Source organism: Alcanivorax limicola (genome assembly GCF_019931215.1).
Taxonomy (GTDB): Bacteria; Pseudomonadota; Gammaproteobacteria; order Pseudomonadales; family Alcanivoracaceae; genus Isoalcanivorax; species Isoalcanivorax limicola.
The window spans coordinates 803,578-823,625 of the sequence record NZ_JAIOUB010000001.1; the positions used below are offsets into that span (position 1 = coordinate 803,578).

At 62.3% G+C, this 20,048-nt stretch carries 17 protein-coding genes; 2 read left to right on the plus strand and 15 right to left on the minus strand.

The annotated features are described in order from the left end of the window. Positions 1–3: 3 nt before the first annotated feature. The 15 genes from K8B33_RS03535 to gyrA all read right to left on the minus strand — a co-directional run bounded on the left by K8B33_RS03535 (position 4) and on the right by gyrA (position 17,818). A complete protein-coding gene (locus K8B33_RS03535) occupies positions 4–438 on the minus strand; it encodes a low molecular weight protein-tyrosine-phosphatase (RefSeq protein ID WP_223423359.1) in 435 nt (144 codons plus the stop codon). Next, complete coding sequence (locus K8B33_RS03540; RefSeq protein WP_223423361.1) at positions 438–1,574, minus strand: polysaccharide export protein; 1,137 nt, start codon at positions 1,572–1,574, stop codon at positions 438–440. The genes K8B33_RS03535 and K8B33_RS03540 overlap by 1 nt, the downstream gene beginning before the upstream one ends. Then, positions 1,567–3,057 carry a capsule assembly Wzi family protein gene (locus K8B33_RS03545; protein WP_223423363.1) on the minus strand — a complete coding sequence of 497 codons (1,491 nt, stop codon included), beginning with the start codon at positions 3,055–3,057 and terminating at the stop codon, positions 1,567–1,569. The genes K8B33_RS03540 and K8B33_RS03545 overlap by 8 nt, the downstream gene beginning before the upstream one ends. A gap of 436 nt (positions 3,058–3,493) precedes the next feature. Continuing rightward, positions 3,494–3,790 (minus strand): ComEA family DNA-binding protein, encoded by a 297-nt coding sequence (locus tag K8B33_RS03550; protein ID WP_223423366.1) that lies wholly within the window; start codon positions 3,788–3,790, stop codon positions 3,494–3,496. Positions 3,791–3,928: 138 nt separating this feature from the next. Further along, a complete protein-coding gene (gene pyrF / locus K8B33_RS03555) occupies positions 3,929–4,630 on the minus strand; it encodes an orotidine-5'-phosphate decarboxylase (protein ID WP_223423368.1) in 702 nt (233 codons plus the stop codon). 362 nt (positions 4,631–4,992) lie between these two features. Beyond that, on the minus strand, positions 4,993–6,156 hold the full coding sequence (locus tag K8B33_RS03560; RefSeq protein WP_223423370.1) for a lipopolysaccharide assembly protein LapB: 1,164 nt from the start codon (positions 6,154–6,156) through the stop codon (positions 4,993–4,995). A 10-nt stretch (positions 6,157–6,166) separates the two neighbouring features. Beyond that, positions 6,167–6,415 carry a lipopolysaccharide assembly protein LapA domain-containing protein gene (locus K8B33_RS03565; protein ID WP_223423372.1) on the minus strand — a complete coding sequence of 83 codons (249 nt, stop codon included), beginning with the start codon at positions 6,413–6,415 and terminating at the stop codon, positions 6,167–6,169. Between the two features lie 35 nt (positions 6,416–6,450). Further along, positions 6,451–6,822, minus strand: coding sequence for an integration host factor subunit beta (gene ihfB, locus K8B33_RS03570; protein WP_223423375.1), 372 nt, complete (start codon positions 6,820–6,822; stop codon positions 6,451–6,453). A 79-nt stretch (positions 6,823–6,901) separates the two neighbouring features. Then, the gene (gene rpsA / locus K8B33_RS03575) at positions 6,902–8,581 is read right to left on the minus strand and encodes a 30S ribosomal protein S1 (protein ID WP_223423377.1); all 1,680 of its coding nucleotides are present in this window, start codon (positions 8,579–8,581) and stop codon (positions 6,902–6,904) included. Between the two features lie 125 nt (positions 8,582–8,706). Further along, the gene (gene cmk / locus K8B33_RS03580) at positions 8,707–9,405 is read right to left on the minus strand and encodes a (d)CMP kinase (protein WP_223423380.1); all 699 of its coding nucleotides are present in this window, start codon (positions 9,403–9,405) and stop codon (positions 8,707–8,709) included. Further along, the gene (locus K8B33_RS03585) at positions 9,402–11,675 is read right to left on the minus strand and encodes a bifunctional prephenate dehydrogenase/3-phosphoshikimate 1-carboxyvinyltransferase (RefSeq protein WP_223423383.1); all 2,274 of its coding nucleotides are present in this window, start codon (positions 11,673–11,675) and stop codon (positions 9,402–9,404) included. Before K8B33_RS03585 ends, cmk begins: the two co-directional genes overlap by 4 nt. Positions 11,676–11,684: 9 nt before the next feature. Continuing rightward, on the minus strand, positions 11,685–12,782 hold the full coding sequence (hisC, locus tag K8B33_RS03590; RefSeq protein ID WP_223423385.1) for a histidinol-phosphate transaminase: 1,098 nt from the start codon (positions 12,780–12,782) through the stop codon (positions 11,685–11,687). Between the two features lie 69 nt (positions 12,783–12,851). Continuing rightward, on the minus strand, positions 12,852–13,940 hold the full coding sequence (pheA, locus tag K8B33_RS03595; protein ID WP_223423387.1) for a prephenate dehydratase: 1,089 nt from the start codon (positions 13,938–13,940) through the stop codon (positions 12,852–12,854). Then, the gene (gene serC, locus K8B33_RS03600) at positions 13,933–15,012 is read right to left on the minus strand and encodes a 3-phosphoserine/phosphohydroxythreonine transaminase (RefSeq protein ID WP_223423389.1); all 1,080 of its coding nucleotides are present in this window, start codon (positions 15,010–15,012) and stop codon (positions 13,933–13,935) included. Before serC ends, pheA begins: the two co-directional genes overlap by 8 nt. A 118-nt stretch (positions 15,013–15,130) precedes the next feature. Continuing rightward, positions 15,131–17,818 (minus strand): DNA gyrase subunit A, encoded by a 2,688-nt coding sequence (gyrA, locus tag K8B33_RS03605; RefSeq protein WP_223423392.1) that lies wholly within the window; start codon positions 17,816–17,818, stop codon positions 15,131–15,133. A gap of 160 nt (positions 17,819–17,978) precedes the next feature. On the opposite strand from gyrA, the gene K8B33_RS03610 reads away from it, so the two are divergent. Together K8B33_RS03610 and ubiG are read left to right on the plus strand one after the other, a co-directional pair. Further along, positions 17,979–19,301, plus strand: a complete 1,323-nt coding sequence (locus K8B33_RS03610) for a TRZ/ATZ family hydrolase (protein ID WP_223423394.1) — start codon at positions 17,979–17,981, stop codon at positions 19,299–19,301. Then, complete coding sequence (gene ubiG / locus K8B33_RS03615; protein WP_223423397.1) at positions 19,294–20,046, plus strand: bifunctional 2-polyprenyl-6-hydroxyphenol methylase/3-demethylubiquinol 3-O-methyltransferase UbiG; 753 nt, start codon at positions 19,294–19,296, stop codon at positions 20,044–20,046. The genes K8B33_RS03610 and ubiG overlap by 8 nt, the downstream gene beginning before the upstream one ends. Positions 20,047–20,048 lie beyond the last annotated feature (2 nt).

Consider the following 20,048-nt stretch of genomic DNA (forward strand, 5'->3'; position numbering starts at 1 on the left):
CGATCAACCAAGTCGTCTGACCCAGGCGGCAACGCCCTGAGTCATCAATTCATAAGCCTGTTCATACACTTCGCGGCTGCGTTTGTATGGGTCCGGTATTTCCTGATTATCCTGCCATTTGCCGAGCAGGAAGGCCTTGCCGCTGGCCTCCGGGGCCAGACTGGCAAGCCGATCCCATTGACGGTTTTCCATGACCAGAATCATGTCCGCCTCGCGACACATCTCACGGGTCAGCTTGCGCGCACTGTGCGGCGGGCAGGCAAGTCCGTGTTCAGCAGCGACCTCGCGGGCAGTGGTGTCCATGTCGTGCTCAACCAGCGCCACCAATCCGGCGGAGGTCACCGTCTTGCCGGCGGGCAGATCACGCTGCAACATCGCCGCCGCCGTGGGGCTGCGGCAGATATTGCCATCGCACACCACCAGAATACGCTCGAACATCAGCGATCCAGCTCCCGCTCGGTCCGGGCGGCAAAGTAGACACCCTGAATGGTTGGCATAATCTGCGAGATGATGCGGTTCCAGCGGGCAATCGGTGCGGCGGTCACATAAATGATATCGCGGGGGTTGAGCACGAACTCATCGGCCAGCACCAGGGCTGTGGCGTCTTTCGCATTCAGCTGGAACAGGTCGATAACACCGGCTTCGTCCGGCGAGCGGCGCATCACGAACACGCCGGTGGCATCCGCCTGCAGCTCATTGATGCCACCGGCTTCGGACAGCGCCTCAGCCAGGGTCAGGCCGTTGCGGCCCATCATCAGGGATTGCGGGTTACGCACTTCGCCCAGCAGGAAGACCTTGTTGTCATCGGCGCGCGCCACGTGCACTACATCACCGGCTTTCAGCAGCACGTTGTAGCGGGCATCGCCGCGCTCGTAGACTTCGCGCAGTGACAGCCGGTATTCGCGGCCATCGCGGGTCAGCTGCACATTGCGCCAATCCGCCTCTTCGGTCACGCCGCCGGCGGCATTCACCACATCCAGCAGGCGCATCGGTACGTTGGTGACCGGATAGGCGCCTGGTTCACGCACGCTGCCCGCCACGTAAACGCGCTGGGAGCGGAAGGCAGCCACGGTGACGTCCACCTGCGGGTCTTCGATATACCGGGCGATACGGCGGGTAATCATGTCGCGGATTTCCGTGACACGCAGCCCGGCGACTTCGACGACGCCGACATAGGGATAAAAGATGGTGCCGTCGTTGTGGACCCAGTTACCAGCCTCCGAGGGGCTGCGCATGGAGCCGGCGGGAATGGTCAGCTCAGGATGGTCCCATACCGTGATATTCAGCACGTCCCCGGCGCCCACCACGTAGTCGTAGTGACCGGTGTTCTCGAGGACCTCCGGCAGGGTCGGCTCGACCTCGGCGGGGCTCAGCGCTGCCAGGCCGGGACGAATCGGGAAGACGCGCACTTCGTCCGGCGGCACGGCATCACGGTCCTTGTCACCATCAAACCAGCGGCTGCTGCCCGATGAAGAAATGTGCGAACCGGGTATGACGGTGCAGGCACTCAGCGCGGCGAGTGCCACCAGCACCACCAGGGTGCGCCCTGTCTTGGTCAATGTCGTGTCAATCAAAGCGAAACTCCCAGGCCGCCATTACTGTCCCTTGCGACCAGGTTCTGGTCACTGTCTCGATCTCTTTACTGGTGTGATACCCCGACAGCGTCAGGCGCCCCACCGGAAGCGGGCGCCGATAGCGCACGGCATAGATATCGATTTCCTGCACGTAGGGCACATCAAACACCGGAATGCCGGCCTCCGGGGGCCGACCGCGCAGTGTATCAAGTCTGTTCAGCTCTGCCCTGCTGTAGGTCACGGAAATATCACTGCCGTTCCGGAAAAACTGGTTTGCTCCCAGGGAAAACACACGTGAGTTCGATTCCCAGGTGGCGCCCAGGGTGCGCCCCTTGTAGCGATTGCCGGTGCGAAATGTGCTGTGCTCGTAGGCCGACATTCGCTCTTCACTGGAGAAGACACCTGCCACCGTGTCGGTAAATTCCAGAAAGTAGCGCTGCTCGCCACCTGCCAGACGTGTCGCGCCATCCAGCCCGAAGGTGCCGAACAACTGTGACGGCAAAAAGCCTGCCTCATCCTCACCGATCACTTCGCCATAAAAACCCAGGGTCGTGCCGCCCAGGGGCACCGACAACCTGAAATCGCCACCGGCAATCTGGTCACAGGGGTTTTCGGTGTCGCCGTAAACGTTGGATTGACCCAGTGTACAGTTGCGCAGTGAACTCCAGGATTCACGCTGCCCTTCACCGCCCCACAGGAAGGTGCGCATCAGGCCGATTTCCAGATACTGCCAGGGCCGAAAGCTGAAGCGGGCACCAATCAATTTTGCCTCGCTGACGAATCGATCAGACTCCATCTGCCCGGCGAAGGCAACGAAATTCCACGGCCCGAGCCAGCGCAGGCCGATCCAGTCCGGCGCCTCGCTGCGGCGCCGGTTCAGCCACACACCCGGCACCGGGCGGGCGTTGCTGGAGAGCAGCGCAGCGCTGTGCCAGCCGGGGCCCCACCAGCGGTCGATGGCGCCCGCCCCCAGCACCCAGTTGCCCGCTGTGCCAGCCAGGTAGGACCCGTCCAGACGCACGCGGTCACCGTCACGCGGGTCACGCACATAGGTGGGCGCGAGGCCGATGGCCAACTGGTTCGTCATGATTTCCAGCCGCGCGCCGACCTCGGCTTTTTCCCGGGGGCCGCCGCCAAAATCACGCAGCAGCGGTTCGCGGCTGGCGCTCGCAACCCGCAACTCGATGCGGGGCTGGTCGGTCATATGATAGTCCCGCTCGAAGCGCAGGTAACGCCAGGCAATGCTGTCGCGACAGTGCTCGGGGGCATCATTGCTCAGCGCCGGGCTGAGATCTGACCACATGATGGGCCAGGTGTTGGCAGGAATATTGAGGCAGCCACGGTCAGCAAGCCATTGCACACTGTGGCGCGCGCGAATGTCACCGGGCTCAAGCCAGGGGCGAGCATGGCTGTGAAGGGTCGAGAAAAGACCCAACAGCAGCGTCAGGCTTGTGATGGCGCGCTTGCATGTCCGTTTCTTCAAAATCAGCTCTGCCCTACCCTGGCCTGAATACGCATGCGTGAGCCGAGGCTCTCATCTCTTGATCAGCAACTATGCCATAGCCTGACAGATCAGGCCCACGGTGCGGCTTTTTGGAGCCCTGCGTCGGGGCATGGTTCCCCGAGACAAGAATATGGGGACAGAGAAAACAGGAGGGATGGTAAAACCAGGCAATGACACCTTGTTGCACTGCACTGTTTGTTGCACCGGACTGTTGCGCTGCATTGGCGAACATCGTGTCCGCGACATCCCTGAGGCCCGAAATCACCGTCTGTGGCGCGCAGAGGGTGCCTAAGAGCGAGGTGTGCGTCAAGTAGCCTTTTGCATCCTTTTGCTTTCAGAGAAGGGCTGACGCCCTCCCGCGTGTGAATGGACTTGCTCCGGTATACCTTCACACGCGGAAGACGTAAAACATCAATCAGTCAGTGTGAATATAGGATTTGTTTCGCTCAATGGTGGCCGGCCCGATGCCGCTGACACGACGAAGGTCCTCAGCACTGGCATACGGCCCGTGTTGCTCGCGATCAGCAACGATTGCCTCTGCCCGGGTAAGGCCGACGCCTTCGAGGGCTTCTGCCAGTTCGGCCGCCGAGGCCTGATTGATATTGACGACAGGACGGGCCTGCAGGGCTGGTTCGGCGAGGCTGGCGGCAGGCGCCATGCTCAGGCCCAATGCCAGCAGCACCAGCAGTGCGACGCGTTGCAGTATGTTCATGGTGATCTCCTTGTTGTGTTGGGAGACATGAGCATAGGCAGCGCGTCGGGGGCTGTATGTCGGTGAATGGCGCTGGTTACCGTGCGAGGTTGCCGACCGAATCTGTCAGCCAGAGATGATCGTTATGTACGTGTTTGGCTACGACTGCGACACAAGGCTGGCAAGGATCTGCTGCACTGCCGCAGCCGGGTCCGGGGCCTGGGTGATGGGCCGGCCGATCACCATGTAGTTCACCCCCATGTCCCGGGCGTCCACCGGAGTAACGACACGAGTCTGGTCGCCGGCATCAGCGCCCGCCGGGCGAATCCCCGGGGTGACCAGGCTGAAGTCCGGGCCGCAGGCATCACGCAGCATCGTGGCCTCCCGGGCGGAGCACACAACACCGTCGATACCGCTGTCACGGCTGAGCAATGCCAGGCGGCGCACCTGCTCTGCCGGCGGGACGGTGATCCCGATCTCCGCGAGATCCTCCGGGCCCATGCTGGTGAGCACGGTGACAGCGGTCAGCAGTGGGCGGTGACGGCTGTTGGCCACGGCGTTGGCGGCCGCTTCGAGCATACGGCGCCCACCGCTGGCATGCACGTTGGTCATCCACACGCCCAGTTCGGCGGCGCTGCGCAGGGCCCCGGCGACGGTATTGGGGATATCGTGGAATTTGAGATCCAGAAAGACGTCGAAGCCGCGCTGATGCAGTGCTTCGACGATGGCCGGGCCACTGCGGGTGAACAGTTCCTTGCCCACCTTGGCACGCACATGTGCCGGATCGAGCCGATCCGCCATGGCCAGGGCGCTGCTGCTGTCAGGGAAATCCAGGGCGACGATGATGGGGGACGTGGGCATCAGTAATCCTGCGGCAGTGCGTGTGGTAGCGGTCAGGCGCGGATTGTCGCCTACCCTGCTTTGAAAATCATCTTTCCTGTACCCCACCTTGGAGTACGTAAGGCGCGCAGCGTGGGCGTGCGAGGGCGTGCGTAGGGTGTGCTGAGCGCAGCGAAGCGCACCGCAAGCCCGCAGCGCCCCCCGTGGCATGGGCAGTGGACCGAAGCAAACGGTGCGCTTCGCTACGCTCAGCACACCCTACGTAGTCCCGTAGTCCCGTAGTCCCGTAGTCCCGTAGTCCCGTAGTCCCGTAGTCCCGTAGTTCCGTAGTTCCGAAGCCCCGAAGCCCCGTAACCCCGTAGCGAAGCCACGGGGTTACGGGATCAGGTGGGATCGGGTGGCGTGCGCAGGGTGGACCAGCTTTTGCAGCCGGGGCATTGCCAGTGGAGTTTGCGGGCTTTGTAGCCGCATTGGGTGCATTGGTAGCGCGGGATATCGCTGCCCAGGCGGGCGCTCAAGGCACGCAGGATGTCGAGGGGTTGATTCGCGCCCTCGCCCGCCGGGTCTTGCGTCTGTTGCAGGGCGATCATTTCGCTGAGGCCGTGCAGTGACGGGTAACGTTGCAGGTACTGACCCAGGAACCGACTGGCTTCCTCCTGGCCTCCACGCTCCTTCAATTGCTGGATCAACCGGCTCAGGACGGCGCCTGAGGGATGATCCAGGCTCGCATCCAGCAGCAGGTCGAGCATCTCACCCTCGCGCCCCAGGGCCTCGAGGCAGGCCTGGGTGTCATCCAGCACCAGTTCGAAGTATTCCGGTTGGCCGCGCAAACGCCGGAATGCGCGCAGGGCACTGCCATGATTGCCGGCGGCCAGTTCAAGGCGCCCTTTCAGCATGCTGGCACGGGCATTGCCCGGATCAAACATCAGGGCGCGGCGCAGCAGGCGCCGCCGGGGGTTGGTTTCGTCGTTACCGCGCAGGCTGTCGGCCAGCTCGCAGCAATACTGGGCCAGGATCGGCGCCACGGTACTGTCCCGGGGCAGCAGGCGCTCGCCCACCGCCAGGGCGCTGTGCCAGTCGCGCTCCTGCTCATACAGTGACATCAGATGGCGCATCGCCAACGGCGAATGCTGGCTGCCCACATCCACCATGTGCAGCAGTACGTGCTCTGCACGATCCAGCAAGCCGGCGGCGAGAAAGTCCCTGGCCAGTTCCAGCTCGACGTCTTCGCGCACGTTCTCCGGCAAGGCGCCGTTATCCAGCATGCGCTGATGGATGCGGGTGGCGCGGTCCAGTTCGCCGCGCTTGCGGAACAGCCGGCCCATGGCCAGGTGGGTATCCACCGTATCCGGGTCCGAGGCGTCCCGGTCATTACGATGGCTGAAGAGTGCGTCGATGGCATGGTCCGGCTGGTCACCGAAGCTGTAGTTCAGGCCCCCCGTGCGCCGAACACGACGGCGGCGGCGGTTTTCCAGCCGCCCGAGGAAAAACCCGGCTGCGATGGCCACAAACAGGACCAGTAAGAGCCAGAGGGGAGAGCTGTTCATGATGGGCTATTCACCGGCGCTGACGACGCAACCTGAAGGCGCCACTGAGTGCCAGCCCGGCCAGCAGGCCAATAGCAATGCCGCACAGCAGAAAGGCCAGCAACCACTGGCCCAGCGCTGCGGACGGCTGCCAGGCAACGACCAGCAGATCCAGCACCACGGGCTGCGGATTACCGAGCAGAAACAGTATGCCTGTCAGCAACAGTGTGAGGGTGAGAAGGACGAGCAGAAAATTCAGCAACCAGCGCACAGCGCGCATCCTTTTATGATCCGGGTTGCTGTGAGTGTAGCGTGTCAGGTTCCGGAAGCAAGCTGCCGGGGATGCTCCTGAAGGGTCTGGATATCGCCCTCGCCAGCGATCTGGCCGGGGTTATCCTGCATGGCCTGATTGACGCGGTCGCGCAATTCCTTGCCAGGCTTGAAGTGCGGCACATATTTGCCGTGGAGTTCCACAGATGCGCCAGTCTTGGGATTGCGGCCAACACGTGGCGCGCGAAAATGCAGAGAAAAACTGCCGAAGCCGCGAATCTCGATCCGGCCACCGCCAGACAGATTATCCGCCATTTCTTCGATCAGCGCCTTGACGGCCAGCTCGACATCTTTGGGTGAGAGTTGTTTCTGACGCGCCGCAATGCGGTCGATCAGTTCTGACTTGGTTAACGCCATACTCAATGTCCCTGATAAATCCCCTGGGCGTCCTGCCCGCGCACCGCACGCCGAAGCATGCGGTGCGTGGAGGACGGCCTTACTGGTCGCTACCTTCCATCTGCGCCTTGATCAGGTCACCGATGGTTTTCGGAGATTGTGCGTCCGGCTTGGCATTCAGTTCTTCTACCGACTCGCGCTCGTCTGCCATGTCCTTGGCGCGAATGGAGAGGCTGATGCCACGGTTCTTGCGATCGATAGCGATGATTTTCGCTTCGACGTCGTCACCGACCTTGAACAATGTACCGGCATCTTCAACGCGGTCGCGGCTGATTTCGCTGGCTTTCAGCAGGCCTTCGACGTTGTCTGCCAGTTCTACGGTGACCGTCTTGGCGTCAACCGCAGTGACCTTGCCGGTCACGATCGCGTTCTTCTCGTTAACAGCAACATACTGAGCAAACGGATCATCTGTCAACTGCTTGATACCCAAGGAAATTCTTTCGCGCTCTGCATCCACGGAGAGAATCACGGTATCCAGCTCGTCGCCCTTGGCAAATTTGCGCACTGCGTCTTCGCCTGCTTCTTCCCAGGAGATGTCAGACAGATGCACCAGGCCGTCGATGCCGCCATCCAGACCGATAAAGATACCGAAGTCAGTGATGGACTTGATCTTGCCGGAAATGCGGTCGCCCTTGTTGAAGTTGGTTTCGAAGGCTTCCCACGGGTTGGACATGCACTGCTTGATGCCCAGGGAAATACGACGACGCTCCTGGTCGATATCCAGAATCATCACTTCGACTTCGTCGCCAATGGAAACGACTTTGGACGGGTGGATGTTCTTGTTGGTCCAGTCCATTTCGGACACGTGGACCAGACCTTCCACACCCTCTTCGATTTCGGCAAAGCAGCCGTAATCGGTGAGGTTGGTGACCTTGGCCTTGACGCGAGCACCTTCCGGGTACTTGCCAACGATGTCGTGCCACGGATCTTCGCCCAGCTGCTTGAGGCCGAGAGAGACGCGCATCTTGTCGCGGTCAAACTTGAGTACCTTGACTTCGATTTCCTGGCCGACTTCAACGATTTCGCTCGGATGCTTGATACGCTTCCACGCCATATCGGTGATGTGCAGCAGGCCGTCGATGCCACCCAGGTCGACAAACGCGCCGTAGTCGGTGAGGTTCTTGACGATACCCTTGACGACCATGCCTTCCTGCAGGGATTCGAGCAGCTGCTCGCGCTCTGCAGAGTGCTCGGCTTCCATGACCGCGCGGCGGGAAACCACCACGTTGTTGCGTTTCGGATCGAGTTTGATGACCTTGAAATCCAGGTCTTTGCCTTCCAGGTGAGCAACGTCGCGCACCGGGCGGATATCCACCAGGGAGCCTGGCAGGAAGGCGCGGATAAGGCCGATATCGACGGTGAAACCGCCTTTGACCTTGCCGCTGATCTGACCCTTGATGATTTCGTCTTTATCGAAGGCAGCTTCCAGATCTGTCCAGATTTCAGCGCGCTTGGCTTTTTCACGGGACAGACGGGTGAAGCCGAGGCCGTCGTCGATAGCGTCTACCGCTACTTCAACTTCTTCGCCTACGGCGGTTTCGAGCTCGCCGGCTTCACTGAGGAATTCTTCGCGCGGGATAATCCCTTCGGATTTAAGGCCGGCGTTTACGGTTACCCAGTCGCTGTCGATGGCGACAACGGTGCCGCGAATAATCGCGCCACGGGCAACATCGAGATCCTGGAGACTGGCTTCAAAAAGATCAGCAAAACTTTCGGTCATGTGTGAGTACCTGTAAGGTGTATTTCGCCATGGCAACCAGCAGTCATGGGCAGCTTTAAGTCAGATCAACCATTGGCCTTGCTGGTTTGCATTTGCGGCCAACGGGCGATCACCCGCATCATTTTTCACGCCGACTGGACGAGCGCTCGTCTGGCGGCTTCATCAAGAATCCGGTTAACCACGTCATCGATCGTCATTGCTGTACTATCGATCACGATTGCATCATCGGCGGGCTTCAACGGCGCCACCTCACGCTGCATATCACGGTCATCCCGGGCGCGGATGTCCTCAATGAGGGCCGGGAGGGTAGCACCAAACCCCTTTTCCTTCAACTGGTTATAGCGCCGCCGGCCGCGCTCCTCAGCGCTGGCGGTGAGGAAGATCTTGAGGGGGGCAGCGGTAAACACCACGGTGCCCATGTCGCGGCCATCAGCCACCAGACCCGGCGCCTCGGCAAAGTCCCGCTGGCGCGCCAGCAGTGCATCGCGCACCGGTTGCAGGATCGCGACCCGCGAGGCCAGCTCGCCGACCCGCTCATCCCGGATCTCCCGGCTCACATCTTCGCCATTCAGGCACACTTGCGTGTCGCCGCCCTGCTCCCGGAAGCTCACCGGCAGGCGCTGGGCCAGCGCCTGCAGGGCTTCAGCATCATCCAGCGCCACGCCCTGCTGCTCCGCGTGGAAGCCCAGCACCCGGTAGAGGGCGCCGGAATCCAGCAGATGCCAGCCCAGACGGCCCGCGACGATGCGGGCCACGGTGCCTTTGCCGGAGGACGAGGGCCCGTCTATGGCCAGAATCGGGGTCTGGGCTTGGGTCTGTGTCATTGCTGCACCGCCAATTGAAGTCCGACACGGGCAGCAAGCTCGGCGAAACCGGGGAATGAGGTGGCCACGTTGGCGCAGTCGTGGATGCGTATCTCGCCACTGGCGCGCAGGGCGGCCATGGCAAAGCTCATGGCAATACGGTGGTCGCCGTGGCTGTGGATCTCGCCACCGGTAAAGGCCGCATTGCCCTGCCCTGCCCCGCGAATGCGGATGCCATCGGGGTACACCTCGGCCTCCACGCCCAGCGCCAGCAGGCCGTCGGCCATCACCTGAATACGGTCTGATTCCTTCACGCGCAGCTCTTCTGCGCCGTGCAGGATGGTGTCGCCCTCGGCGCAGGCTGCCGCCACGAACAACACCGGAAACTCGTCAATCGCCAGTGGCACCAGGGCTTCGGGAATCACGATCCCTTTCAACGGCGCGCTTTTGACGCGCAGGTCTGCCACCGGCTCGCCGCCCGCGTCGCGTTCGTTCTCCACGGTAATATCGGCGCCCATCAGGCGCAGGATATCGATCACGCCGGTACGGGTCGGGTTGATGCCCACATGGGGCAGCAGCAGCTCGGAGCCCGGCGCGATGGAGGCCGCGACCAGAAAGAAGGCCGCAGAAGAGATGTCCGCTGGCACATCCAGCTGACAGGCGCGCAGCGTGCCGCCGCCGTTCAGGGTGACGCTGGCGCCATCACGCTGCACCGGGTAGCCAAAGCCGGTCAGCATGCGCTCGGTGTGGTCGCGGGTTGGCGCGGGTTCGGTGACCCGGGTTTCCCCCTGGGCATAGAGCCCGGCCAGCAGGATGGCAGATTTCACCTGAGCAGAAGCCACCGGCATGTTGTAATCGATGCCCTTGAGCGGCTTGCCCCCGCGAATGCGTACCGGCGGCGTGCCTTTGCCGCCGCTGTCCGTGGTGCTGACGGCAGCGCCCATGTCCCGCAGCGGTTGTGCCACGCGCTCCATCGGGCGCTTGGACAAGGAGGCATCGCCGGTCAGTTCGCAATCGAACGGCTGGCCGGCCAGCAGCCCCATCAGCAGCCGCATGGAGGTACCGGAGTTGCCCATGTAGAGGCTGCGCGACGGTGCCTGCAAACCGTGCAGACCAACACCGTGGATGCGCACCCGGCCCGCGTGCGGGCCTTCAATGACAACGCCCAGGTCACGGAAGGTCTGCAGGGTCGCCAGGGCGTCTTCGCCTTCCAGAAAGCCTTCCACTTCCGTCACGCCCTCTGCCAGGGCGCCCAGCATGATGGCGCGGTGCGACATGGATTTGTCGCCGGGCACGCGGGCCTGGCCGCTGAGCTGACCGCCGGGCTGGACGACGAAAACCGGATTGGCGGGGGCGCCAGTGCTGTGTGAATCAGTGCTCATGGATTGCTCGGTGTGTATATGGGTATAAGAAGTGCGGGCATTCATGGCCAGAAACCGGGCGCGGGCCGTATTGGCGCGGGTCATGGTGCCCAGCAGGGCATCACTGTCGCCCGCCGCCACCGCCGCGCGGAAGCGCGCCAGGCCGGCAGCAAACAGGTCGGTAGCGGCCAGCACGGCCTCCCGGTTCTCGGTAAAGATGTCATGCCACATCACCGGATCACTGGAGGCAATGCGGGTAAAATCCCGAAAACCGCCGGCAGCATACCGGAAGATCTCGGTGGAGTCGCCCTGCCGGGCCAGCGTGTCCACCAGGGAAAACGCCAGCAGGTGCGGCAGGTGGCTGGTTTCCGCCAGCACCCGGTCGTGTTCGTCCGGGCGCATGGTCAGCACTTCCGCGCCAACCCGGGTCCACATCTGCCGCACCACCAGGGTGGCAGCAGGGTCGGTATCCGGGGTCGGGGTCAGAATGACGCGGTGCCGCTCGTAGAGCGCGGCATCGGCGGCATCGACACCGCTTTTCTCTTTGCCGGCAATCGGGTGGCCCGGCACAAAGCGGGAGCGGTGTGCGCCCAGCTGGGCGCGGGCCGCCTCGATCACGGCGCCTTTGACGCTGCCGCCATCGGTGATGATCGCCCCCGGCGCCAGCGTCGGCGCAATCGCGGCAAAGGTGTCTGCCATGGCCGAAACCGGCACGGCCACAAATACCAGGTCTGCGCCCTCCACGGCCTCGGCCAGGTTCTGATACCCGGCATCAATCAACCCCAGCGCCAGGCCGCGCTCCAGGGTCCGTGCGGAACGGCCGCCCGCCACAATGCTGTCGGCCATTCCACGTGCCCGCAGCGCCGCCGCCAGTGAGCCACCAATCAGGCCCAGGCCGATAATCGCGACTTTGCGGAAACCATCACTCATGCGGACACCTCATCCCAGCACCTCGCCCAGCGCCTCGAGGAAGCGCTCGTTCTCCTCTGGCAAGCCAATGGACACGCGCAGGTGGTCGGGCATGCCATAGGCCGCGATGGGCCGCACGATCACCCCCTCACGCAACAGCGCTTCGTAGATGGGCATGGCTTCGCGGCCACAATCGAAGGCGATGAAATTGGCCACAGAAGGAATGTAGGACAACCCCAGCTGCTCCAGCCCCTCGGCCACCTGCGCCAGCCCGCTGGTGTTGAGATCACGGCTGTGTTCGAGGAAGTCCACGTCGTCCAGCGCCGCCTCTGCCGCTGCCAGCGCCAGGCTGTTGCAGTTGAACGGCTGACGCACGCGGTTGAGCACCTCCGCCACATCCAGGCTGGACACGCTGTAGCCGACGCGCAAGCCGGACAGCCCGTAGGCCTTGGAGAAGGTACGCGCAACAATCAGGTTCGGGTGCGCCGCCAGGCGGGTGACCCCATTGGGGTAGGCGCTCTCTTCGACATACTCGTAATAGGCCTCGTCCAGCACCACCAGCACATCCTTGGGCACGCGCGCCAGAAAACGGTCCAGCGCAGAGGCGGTCACCCAGGTGCCGGTCGGGTTATTCGGGTTGGCGATAAAGACGATGCGGGTGCGCTCGGTAATGGCGGCCAGCATGGCCTCCAGATCGTGCCCGTAATTTTTTGCCGGTACGGGCAGTGGCCTGGCCGAACAGGCCATGGTCACCAGCGGGTAGACCGCAAACGCGTGCTGGCTGAAAACCACTTCGTCGTCAGCGCACAACCAGCCCCGCGCCACCAGTTCGAGCACGTCGTTGGAACCGTTGCCCAGGCTGATCTGCGCAGCGCGCACGCCCAGCCGCTCCGCCAGCGCCGCCTTCAGGCGGTAGCCGGAACCATCCGGGTAACGGTGCATGTTGTCCAGCGCCGCCCGTGCGGCCGCCATGGCCTTGGGGCTGGGGCCCAACGGGTTTTCGTTGCTGGCGAGCTTGACGATATTGGAGATGCCCAGCTCACGCTCGAGCTCTTCAATGGGCTTGCCGGGTTGATACGGCTTGAGCTGCTGCACACCAGCCGTGGATAACGCAATAAAGTCTGCCATGTCGTGCGGGCCCCACAATAATCTGTTGATATTGGTATGCGCGGGAAACGGCGGCTGTCTTCTCCGGGGCTAGATGACCGCTCTCGGATAGGAACCGAGAAAACGGATATCCAGCGCTTCATCCTCGAGGCTGGACAGCACACGTTGCACCGACACATCGTCCTTGTGGCCTTCAAAATCGATAAAGAATACGTAACTCCAGTTACCACTGCGTGAGGGGCGTGACTCGACCCGGGTCAGGTCCACGCCCTGCTCCATGAACGGCTTGAGCACGTGATACAGCGCGCCGGGGCGGTTCTTCATGCGCACCAGCATGCTGGTCTTGTCCTGCCCGGAGGGCGGCGTTTCGCGACGGCCGATAATAATGAAGCGGGTCGTATTGTCAGGCCGGTCCTCCACATTCTTGCGCAGCACTTTCAGGCCGTAGATCTCGGCCGCCGTTTCGCCAGCAATGGCCGCTGCGTTCCATTCGTCCTTCAGGCGGCGTGCTGCCTGGGCGTTGGAACTGACCGCGATGCGCTCGACGTGGGGCATGTGCGCGTCCAGCCATTTGCGGCACTGCGCCAGGGTCTGCTGGTGCGAATAAATACGGGAAATGCTTTTTTCCTGGGTATTCTCGCCCACCAGCAGATGATGATGGATACGCAACTCCACTTCGCCACAGATTTTCAGGGACGAATCCATGAAGCTGTCCAGCGTGTGGTTCACCACACCTTCGGTGGAGTTTTCCACCGGCACCACACCGTAATGGGCGGTACCGGACTCCACTTCGCGGAACACTTCGTCGATGGCCCCCATGGGCACTGTGTCAACGCCGTGGCCAAAATGCTTGAGCGCTGCCTGTTGGGTAAACGTACCCTCCGGGCCAAGAAACGCGACCTTGGTGCGTTGCTCCAGTGCCAGACACGCCGACATGATTTCACGGAACAGACGCGCGACGGTTTCGCCGTCCAGCGGGCCGGTGTTGCGCTCCTTGACGCGACGCAGGATCTGCGCCTCGCGCTCAGGCCGATAGAACACGGCGTTACCATCTTCCACCAGCTTCACATCAGCGACTTGCCTGGCGAGTTGAGCACGCTGATTGATCAGCTGTTGCAACTGATCATCCAGCGCGTCGATATGCTGGCGAAGTTGGTCGAGAGTCAGATCATCAGCCATGGCGTTGGGCAAAGTCCTTCATGTAGTCGATCAGGGCGTCCACCGCCGCTTCGGGCACGGCGTTGTAAATACTGGCACGCATGCCGCCGACGCTACGATGCCCCTTGAGGTTCAGCAGGCCAGCGCCTTCAGAGCCTTTCAGGAACGTGTTGTCCAGCTCGCTGTTGGCGAGCACGAAAGGCACGTTCATCCAGCTGCGGCTGTGCCGCTCCACCGGGTTGCTGTAAAAGCCGCTCTCATCAATATAGTGATACAGCTTTTCTGCCTTGCGGCGATTCAGTGCTGCCATCTGGGTCAGGCCGCCCTGGGCCTTGAGCCATTTGAAGACCAGCCCGGCAAGATACCAGGCGTAGGTCGGTGGCGTGTTGTACATGGATTCGTTTTCAGCGTGGACGCGGTAATCCAGCATCGCCGGTACTTTTTCACCAGCGCGACCGAGCAGATCACGGCGCACGATGACCACTGTAATCCCTGCGGGCCCGATATTCTTCTGGGCGCCGGCATAGATCACACCGAAGCGGGACACGTCCAGCGGACGCGACAGGATGGTGGAGGAAAAATCAGCCACCAGCGGTTTGTCGGTTTCCGGCACGAAGGAGTATTCCAGCCCGCCAATGGTTTCATTGGGGGTGTAGTGCACATAAGCCGCATCGTCAGACAGTTGCCAGGTATTTTCCGCGGGCACCGTGGTGAAGTTGGTGTCTTCACTGCTGGCCGCGACATTGACCTGGCCGTAACGCCGCGCTTCCTTGATCGCCTTGATCGACCACTGCCCGGTGTTGATGTAGTCGGCCTTGCCGCCGTTACCCATCAGGTTCATCGGCACCATCGCAAACTGCTGGCTGGCGCCACCTTGCAGAAACAACACGGCATAATCATCGCTGATGCCGAGCAGATCACGCAGATCCTGCTCCGCAGTCTGGGCGATGTGCACGAACTCATCAGAGCGATGGCTCATTTCCATGACCGACAAACCGCGACCGTGGAAATCCAGCATCTCGCTGGCGGCCTGTTTCAGTACATCTTCAGGCAGTGCCGCAGGACCGGCACAGAAGTTATAGGCACGCGTCATAACACCCCAGGCGGCTGCGCCGCATCTCTCGGTTCTCGGTCAGTACTTTCTTTACACAACAAGCCTTTACACAACAGGCCGGAGCATCTGCCCCGGCCCATTGCATCAGCACGGTCTGTTACTTGTCTTCAGTGCTGTCGTCTGCATTGTCGTCGGTGCTCTCGTCGGCACTGGTTTCGGTGCTGTCCGTCTGCTCGGCGACAACGTCCGCAGCGACTTCAGCGCCCGCCGCGACATCAACGCCTTCATCTTCCACGTCTTCTTCCACGCCTTCCAGTTCCGGAATGCGCTCGACGCCTACCAGACGCTCGTTTTCGCCGACGCGAATCAGTGTCACGCCCTGGGTGTTGCGGCTGAGCGTGCTGACTTCATCAACACGGGTCCGCACCAGTGTGCCCTGATTGGAGATCAGCATCAGGTCTTCACCGCCGAACACCTGGGTCGCACCCACCAGTGCGCCATTCCGTTCGTTGACGATCATGCCGATCACACCCTGGGTGCCGCGCCCTTTGGTCGGGAACTCACCCACATCGGTACGCTTGCCGTAGCCTTTGGACGATGCGGTCAGCACCTGGCCGCCTTCTGCCGGCACGATCAGGGCAATCACTTTCTGGCCTGCGGCAACGCGCATACCACGCACGCCGCGTGCGGTTCGGCCCATCGGGCGCACATCTTCCTCGCGGAAGCGCACGGCCTTGCCGTTATCCGCCACCAGCAGAATGTCTTCCTCACCGCTGGTCATGGCCACATTCACCAGGCTGTTGCCGTCTTCCAGTTCAATCGCAATCAGGCCGTTGGAACGGGGGCGGCTGAAGGATTCCATGTCCACTTTCTTCACGGTGCCATTGCTGGTGGCCATGAAGATATATTTGCTGGTCATGTCCTTGGCCATGGGCAGGATGGCGGTAATGCGCTCATCCGGCTGCAAGGCAGGAATCAGGTTGATGATCGGCTTGCCACGGGAACCACGGCCACCTTGCGGCAGGGTAAACACCCGCAGCCAGTAGACCTTGCCCGCGCTGGTAAAGCACAACAGCGTATCGTGGGTGCCGGCCACCAGCAGATGTTCAACGTAATCCTCATCCTTCACCGCCGTGGCAGCCTTGCCGCGCCCGCCACGTTTCTGGGCACGGTAAGTATCAATCGGCTGCATCTTGGCGTAACCGCCATTGGACAGCGTGACCACCACGGTTTCTTCAGCGATCAGATCTTCCATGGACAGGTCCAGATGGGAGGTCTGGATCACGGAACGGCGCGGGTCGTTATATTCTTCGCGAATCGCGCGCAGCTCTTCGCGGATCACTTCCAACAGCCGCTCCGGGTCGGCCAGAATCCGGCCCAGTTCGATAATCAGTTCCAGCAGGGCCTGGTAATCCAGCACCAGCTTTTCCTGTTCCATGCCGGTCAGTTTTTGCAGGCGCAGATCCAGGATGGCCTGGGCCTGATCCGGGGACAGGTGATACAGGCCGTCGCGCAGGCCGTAGTGTTCATCCAGCCCGTCCGGACGGCAGGCATCGGCGCCACCGGCACGGTCCAGCATGGTCATGACTTCGCCCGGCGCCCAGCCTTTGGACACCAGCGCTTCCTTGGCTTCCGCCCCGGAGGTGGACTGCTTGATCAGCGCAATCACGGCGTCGATGTTTGCCAGCGCCACCGCCAGACCTTCCAGCACGTGGCCTTTTTCCCGCGCCTTGCGCAGTTCATACACGGTGCGCCGGGTCACCACTTCGCGGCGGTGACGAATAAAGGCTTCGAGCATCTGCTTGAGATTCAGCAGGCGCGGCTGGCCATCCGCCAGCGCCACCATGTTGATGCCGAAGACGCTTTGCAGCTGGGTCTGGGCGTACAGGTTGTTCAGCACGACTTCGGCGTTCTCACCGCGACGCAGTTCGATCACCACGCGCATGCCATCCTTGTCGGATTCGTCGCGCAGCTCGGTGATGCCTTCGATGCGCTTTTCTTTCACCAGCTCGGCAATCTTCTCGATCAGCCGCGCCTTGTTCAGCATGTAGGGCAGCTCGGTGATGATGATCGCCTGCTTGTTGCCCTTCTCCATGTCTTCGATATCGGCCCGGGCGCGCACGTAGATGCGGCCACGGCCGGTACGGTAGGCCTGGATGATCCCGGCACGCCCGTTGATGATGCCGGCGGTGGGGAAATCCGGGCCCTGAATGTATTCCATCAGGTCGTCGATGGTCAGGCTGTCGTCGTCGATCAGCGCCAGACAGCCGTCAATCACTTCGCCGAGATTGTGCGGCGGGATATTGGTGGCCATGCCCACGGCAATACCGGAGGAGCCGTTCACCAGCAGGTTCGGCACCCGGGTCGGCATCACTTCGGGAATGCGCTCGGTGCCGTCGTAGTTGTCGACGAAGTTCACCGTTTCCTTGTCGAGATCGGCCAGCAGGTCATGGGCGATCTTGGACATGCGCACTTCGGTATATCGCATGGCAGCGGCGGAATCACCGTCCACCGAACCGAAGTTGCCCTGCCCGTCTACCAGCATGTAACGCAGGGAAAACGGCTGCGCCATGCGGACGATGGTGTCATATACCGCAGAGTCACCGTGGGGATGGTATTTACCGATCACGTCACCCACGACACGGGCCGACTTCTTGTAGGCCTTGTTCCAGTCGTTATTGAGCTCGTGCATGGCAAACAGCACCCGCCGATGCACCGGCTTGAGGCCGTCACGCACGTCCGGCAACGCCCGACCGACGATGACGCTCATGGCGTAATCCAGGTAGGACTGCTTCAGTTCGTCTTCGATGTTGACCGGGGTAACTTCTCTGGCGAGATCCGTCATGCTAATCCTTTATTATGGCGCTGGTACGGGGTGGTGCCTGTTTTAAGCCGGCAATAATAGCACAACCCGGAGCCCCAGGTAGGGCCCTCCCCTACCCAATCTTTCACGCGGTTGCGCTATACTGCCGCCCCGGTAGTCCAACCAGGAATCAGGAGTGTCCATGCCCCAAGCCCCGGCCCACGCCGATCTGATCATCCAGGCCAGCTGGATTGCCCCTGTAGAGGGCCCGGAACGCCTGCTGACCGATCATGCCATCGTCATCAGCGGCTCGCGCATCGTCGATATCCTGCCGTTTGCGGATATCAGCCATCGCTGGCAGGCCACCGAGACGATCCGGCTGGACAAGCACCTCTTGATGCCCGGATTGATCAACGCCCATACCCACGCGGCCATGAACCTGTTCCGGGGCCTGGCAGATGATCTGCCGCTGATGACCTGGCTGGAGGAGCATATCTGGCCCGCCGAGGGCAAATGGATCAGCGAGCAGTTCGTGGCGGATGGCACGCGCCTGGCCGCCGCCGAAATGATTCGCAGCGGCACCACCTGCTTTGCGGACATGTACTTCTTCCCGGATGCCATCGCCCGGGTGGCCTCGGAAGCGGGCCTGCGCGCCAGCCTGTTCAGCCCGCTACTGGATTTCCCCACCCCCATGGGCCAGGGCCCGGATGACTACCTGCGCCTGGCCACTCAGGCAGCGGATGCCTGGCGCCATGACCCGCTGATTTCCGTCGGCTTTGGCCCCCATGCGCCCTACACCGTGTCCGATGAGCCCTTGCAGCGCGTCGCCATGCTGGCCGAGGAACTGGATGCCCAGATCATGATGCATGTGCATGAAACAGCGGGCGAAGTGGCCACGGCCGAACAGGCTGGCGAGCGCCCGCTGGCGCGCCTGGCACGCCTGGGGCTGCTGTCCCCGCGCCTGCTGGCCGTGCACATGACGCAGCTGAATGACGATGAGATCGAGCAGCTGCGCGCCAGCGGCACCCACGTGGTGCACTGCCCGGAATCCAACCTGAAGCTGGCCAGCGGCTTCTGCCGGGTGGAGGCGCTGCGCCGCGCCGGCGTCAATGTGGCGCTGGGCACCGACGGCGCCGCCAGCAACAACGACCTGGACATGCTGGGCGAGCTGCGCACGGCGGCCCTGCTGGCCAAGGGCGTGGCCGGTACGGCTGATGCGCTGCCGGCGGACGCGGCATTGGCCATGGCCACTCTGAATGGCGCCAGGGCGCTGGGGCTGGAGCACCAGACCGGCTCCCTGGTGGCGGGCAAGCAGGCGGACATTATTGCTGTGGATCTGGGGGCGCTGGAAACCCGCCCCACGTACGATCCCATCGCTCAGGTGGTGTATGCCGCCGGGCGCGAACAGGTGACTTACAACTGGGTAGCAGGCCGCTGCCTGATGGCAGAGCGCCAGCTGCTGACCCTCAACAGCGCGCGCATTCTGCGCGACACCCAGCACTGGCAGGAGATGATCAATGGCTGAGATCCAACCCGGCGACACGGTACACAAGGATACTGTCAACAAGGACACTGCCCGCAATGTGGACCTGCAGGAAATTGCCAAGTTCGAGGCCCTGGCCGAGCGCTGGTGGGACCCGAGCAGCGAGTTCCGCCCCCTGCACGATATCAACCCGCTGCGCCTGAACTATATTGACGAGCGCGCCGGGCTGCCGGAAAAACGCGCCATCGATATCGGCTGCGGCGGCGGTCTGCTGTCCGAAGGCATGGCTCTGCGCGGCGCCGAGGTCACCGGCATTGATCTGGGCGAGGCGCCGCTGGCCGTAGCGCGATTGCACGCACAGAAATCCGGCGTCGAGGTGGAATACCTGAACATCGCCGCCGAAGAAATCGCGGCGCAACGCCCGGGGCAATACGACGTGGTCACCTGCCTGGAAATGCTGGAGCATGTGCCCGACCCCGCCGCGGTGGTGGCCGCCTGTGCTGCGCTGGCCAAACCGGGCGCGCAGCTGTTTTTCTCCACCATCAACCGCAACCCGAAGTCTTTCCTGTTCGCCATTGTCGGCGCTGAATACGTATTAAGGCTGCTGCCGCGCGGCACCCACGAATACGCCAAGCTGATCCGCCCGTCCGAGCTGGCCGCCTGGTGCCGGGATGCCGGGCTGGACGTGCGTGACACGGCGGGTATGACCTACAACCCGCTGACCCAGGTCTACAAGCTGAACCGGGATGTGTCGGTGAACTACCTGATTCATGCAGTCAAACCCTGATA

Bases quoted from the DNA above. Each gene is read 5' to 3' on its own strand.
- K8B33_RS03535 (WP_223423359.1), bottom strand. From the start codon at position 438: ATGTTCGAGCGTATTCTGGTGGTGTGCGATGGCAATATCTGCCGCAGC.
- K8B33_RS03550 (WP_223423366.1), bottom strand. From the start codon at position 3,790: ATGAACATACTGCAACGCGTCGCACTGCTGGTGCTGCTGGCATTGGGC.
- pyrF (WP_223423368.1), bottom strand. From the start codon at position 4,630: ATGCCCACGTCCCCCATCATCGTCGCCCTGGATTTCCCTGACAGCAGC.
- K8B33_RS03560 (WP_223423370.1), bottom strand. From the start codon at position 6,156: ATGAACAGCTCTCCCCTCTGGCTCTTACTGGTCCTGTTTGTGGCCATC.
- K8B33_RS03565 (WP_223423372.1), bottom strand. From the start codon at position 6,415: ATGCGCGCTGTGCGCTGGTTGCTGAATTTTCTGCTCGTCCTTCTCACC.
- ihfB (WP_223423375.1), bottom strand. From the start codon at position 6,822: ATGGCGTTAACCAAGTCAGAACTGATCGACCGCATTGCGGCGCGTCAG.
- rpsA (WP_223423377.1), bottom strand. From the start codon at position 8,581: ATGACCGAAAGTTTTGCTGATCTTTTTGAAGCCAGTCTCCAGGATCTC.
- cmk (WP_223423380.1), bottom strand. From the start codon at position 9,405: ATGACACAGACCCAAGCCCAGACCCCGATTCTGGCCATAGACGGGCCC.
- K8B33_RS03585 (WP_223423383.1), bottom strand. From the start codon at position 11,675: ATGAGTGATGGTTTCCGCAAAGTCGCGATTATCGGCCTGGGCCTGATT.
- hisC (WP_223423385.1), bottom strand. From the start codon at position 12,782: ATGGCAGACTTTATTGCGTTATCCACGGCTGGTGTGCAGCAGCTCAAG.
- pheA (WP_223423387.1), bottom strand. From the start codon at position 13,940: ATGGCTGATGATCTGACTCTCGACCAACTTCGCCAGCATATCGACGCG.
- serC (WP_223423389.1), bottom strand. From the start codon at position 15,012: ATGACGCGTGCCTATAACTTCTGTGCCGGTCCTGCGGCACTGCCTGAA.
- gyrA (WP_223423392.1), bottom strand. From the start codon at position 17,818: ATGACGGATCTCGCCAGAGAAGTTACCCCGGTCAACATCGAAGACGAA.
- K8B33_RS03610 (WP_223423394.1), top strand. From the start codon at position 17,979: ATGCCCCAAGCCCCGGCCCACGCCGATCTGATCATCCAGGCCAGCTGG.
- ubiG (WP_223423397.1), top strand. From the start codon at position 19,294: ATGGCTGAGATCCAACCCGGCGACACGGTACACAAGGATACTGTCAAC.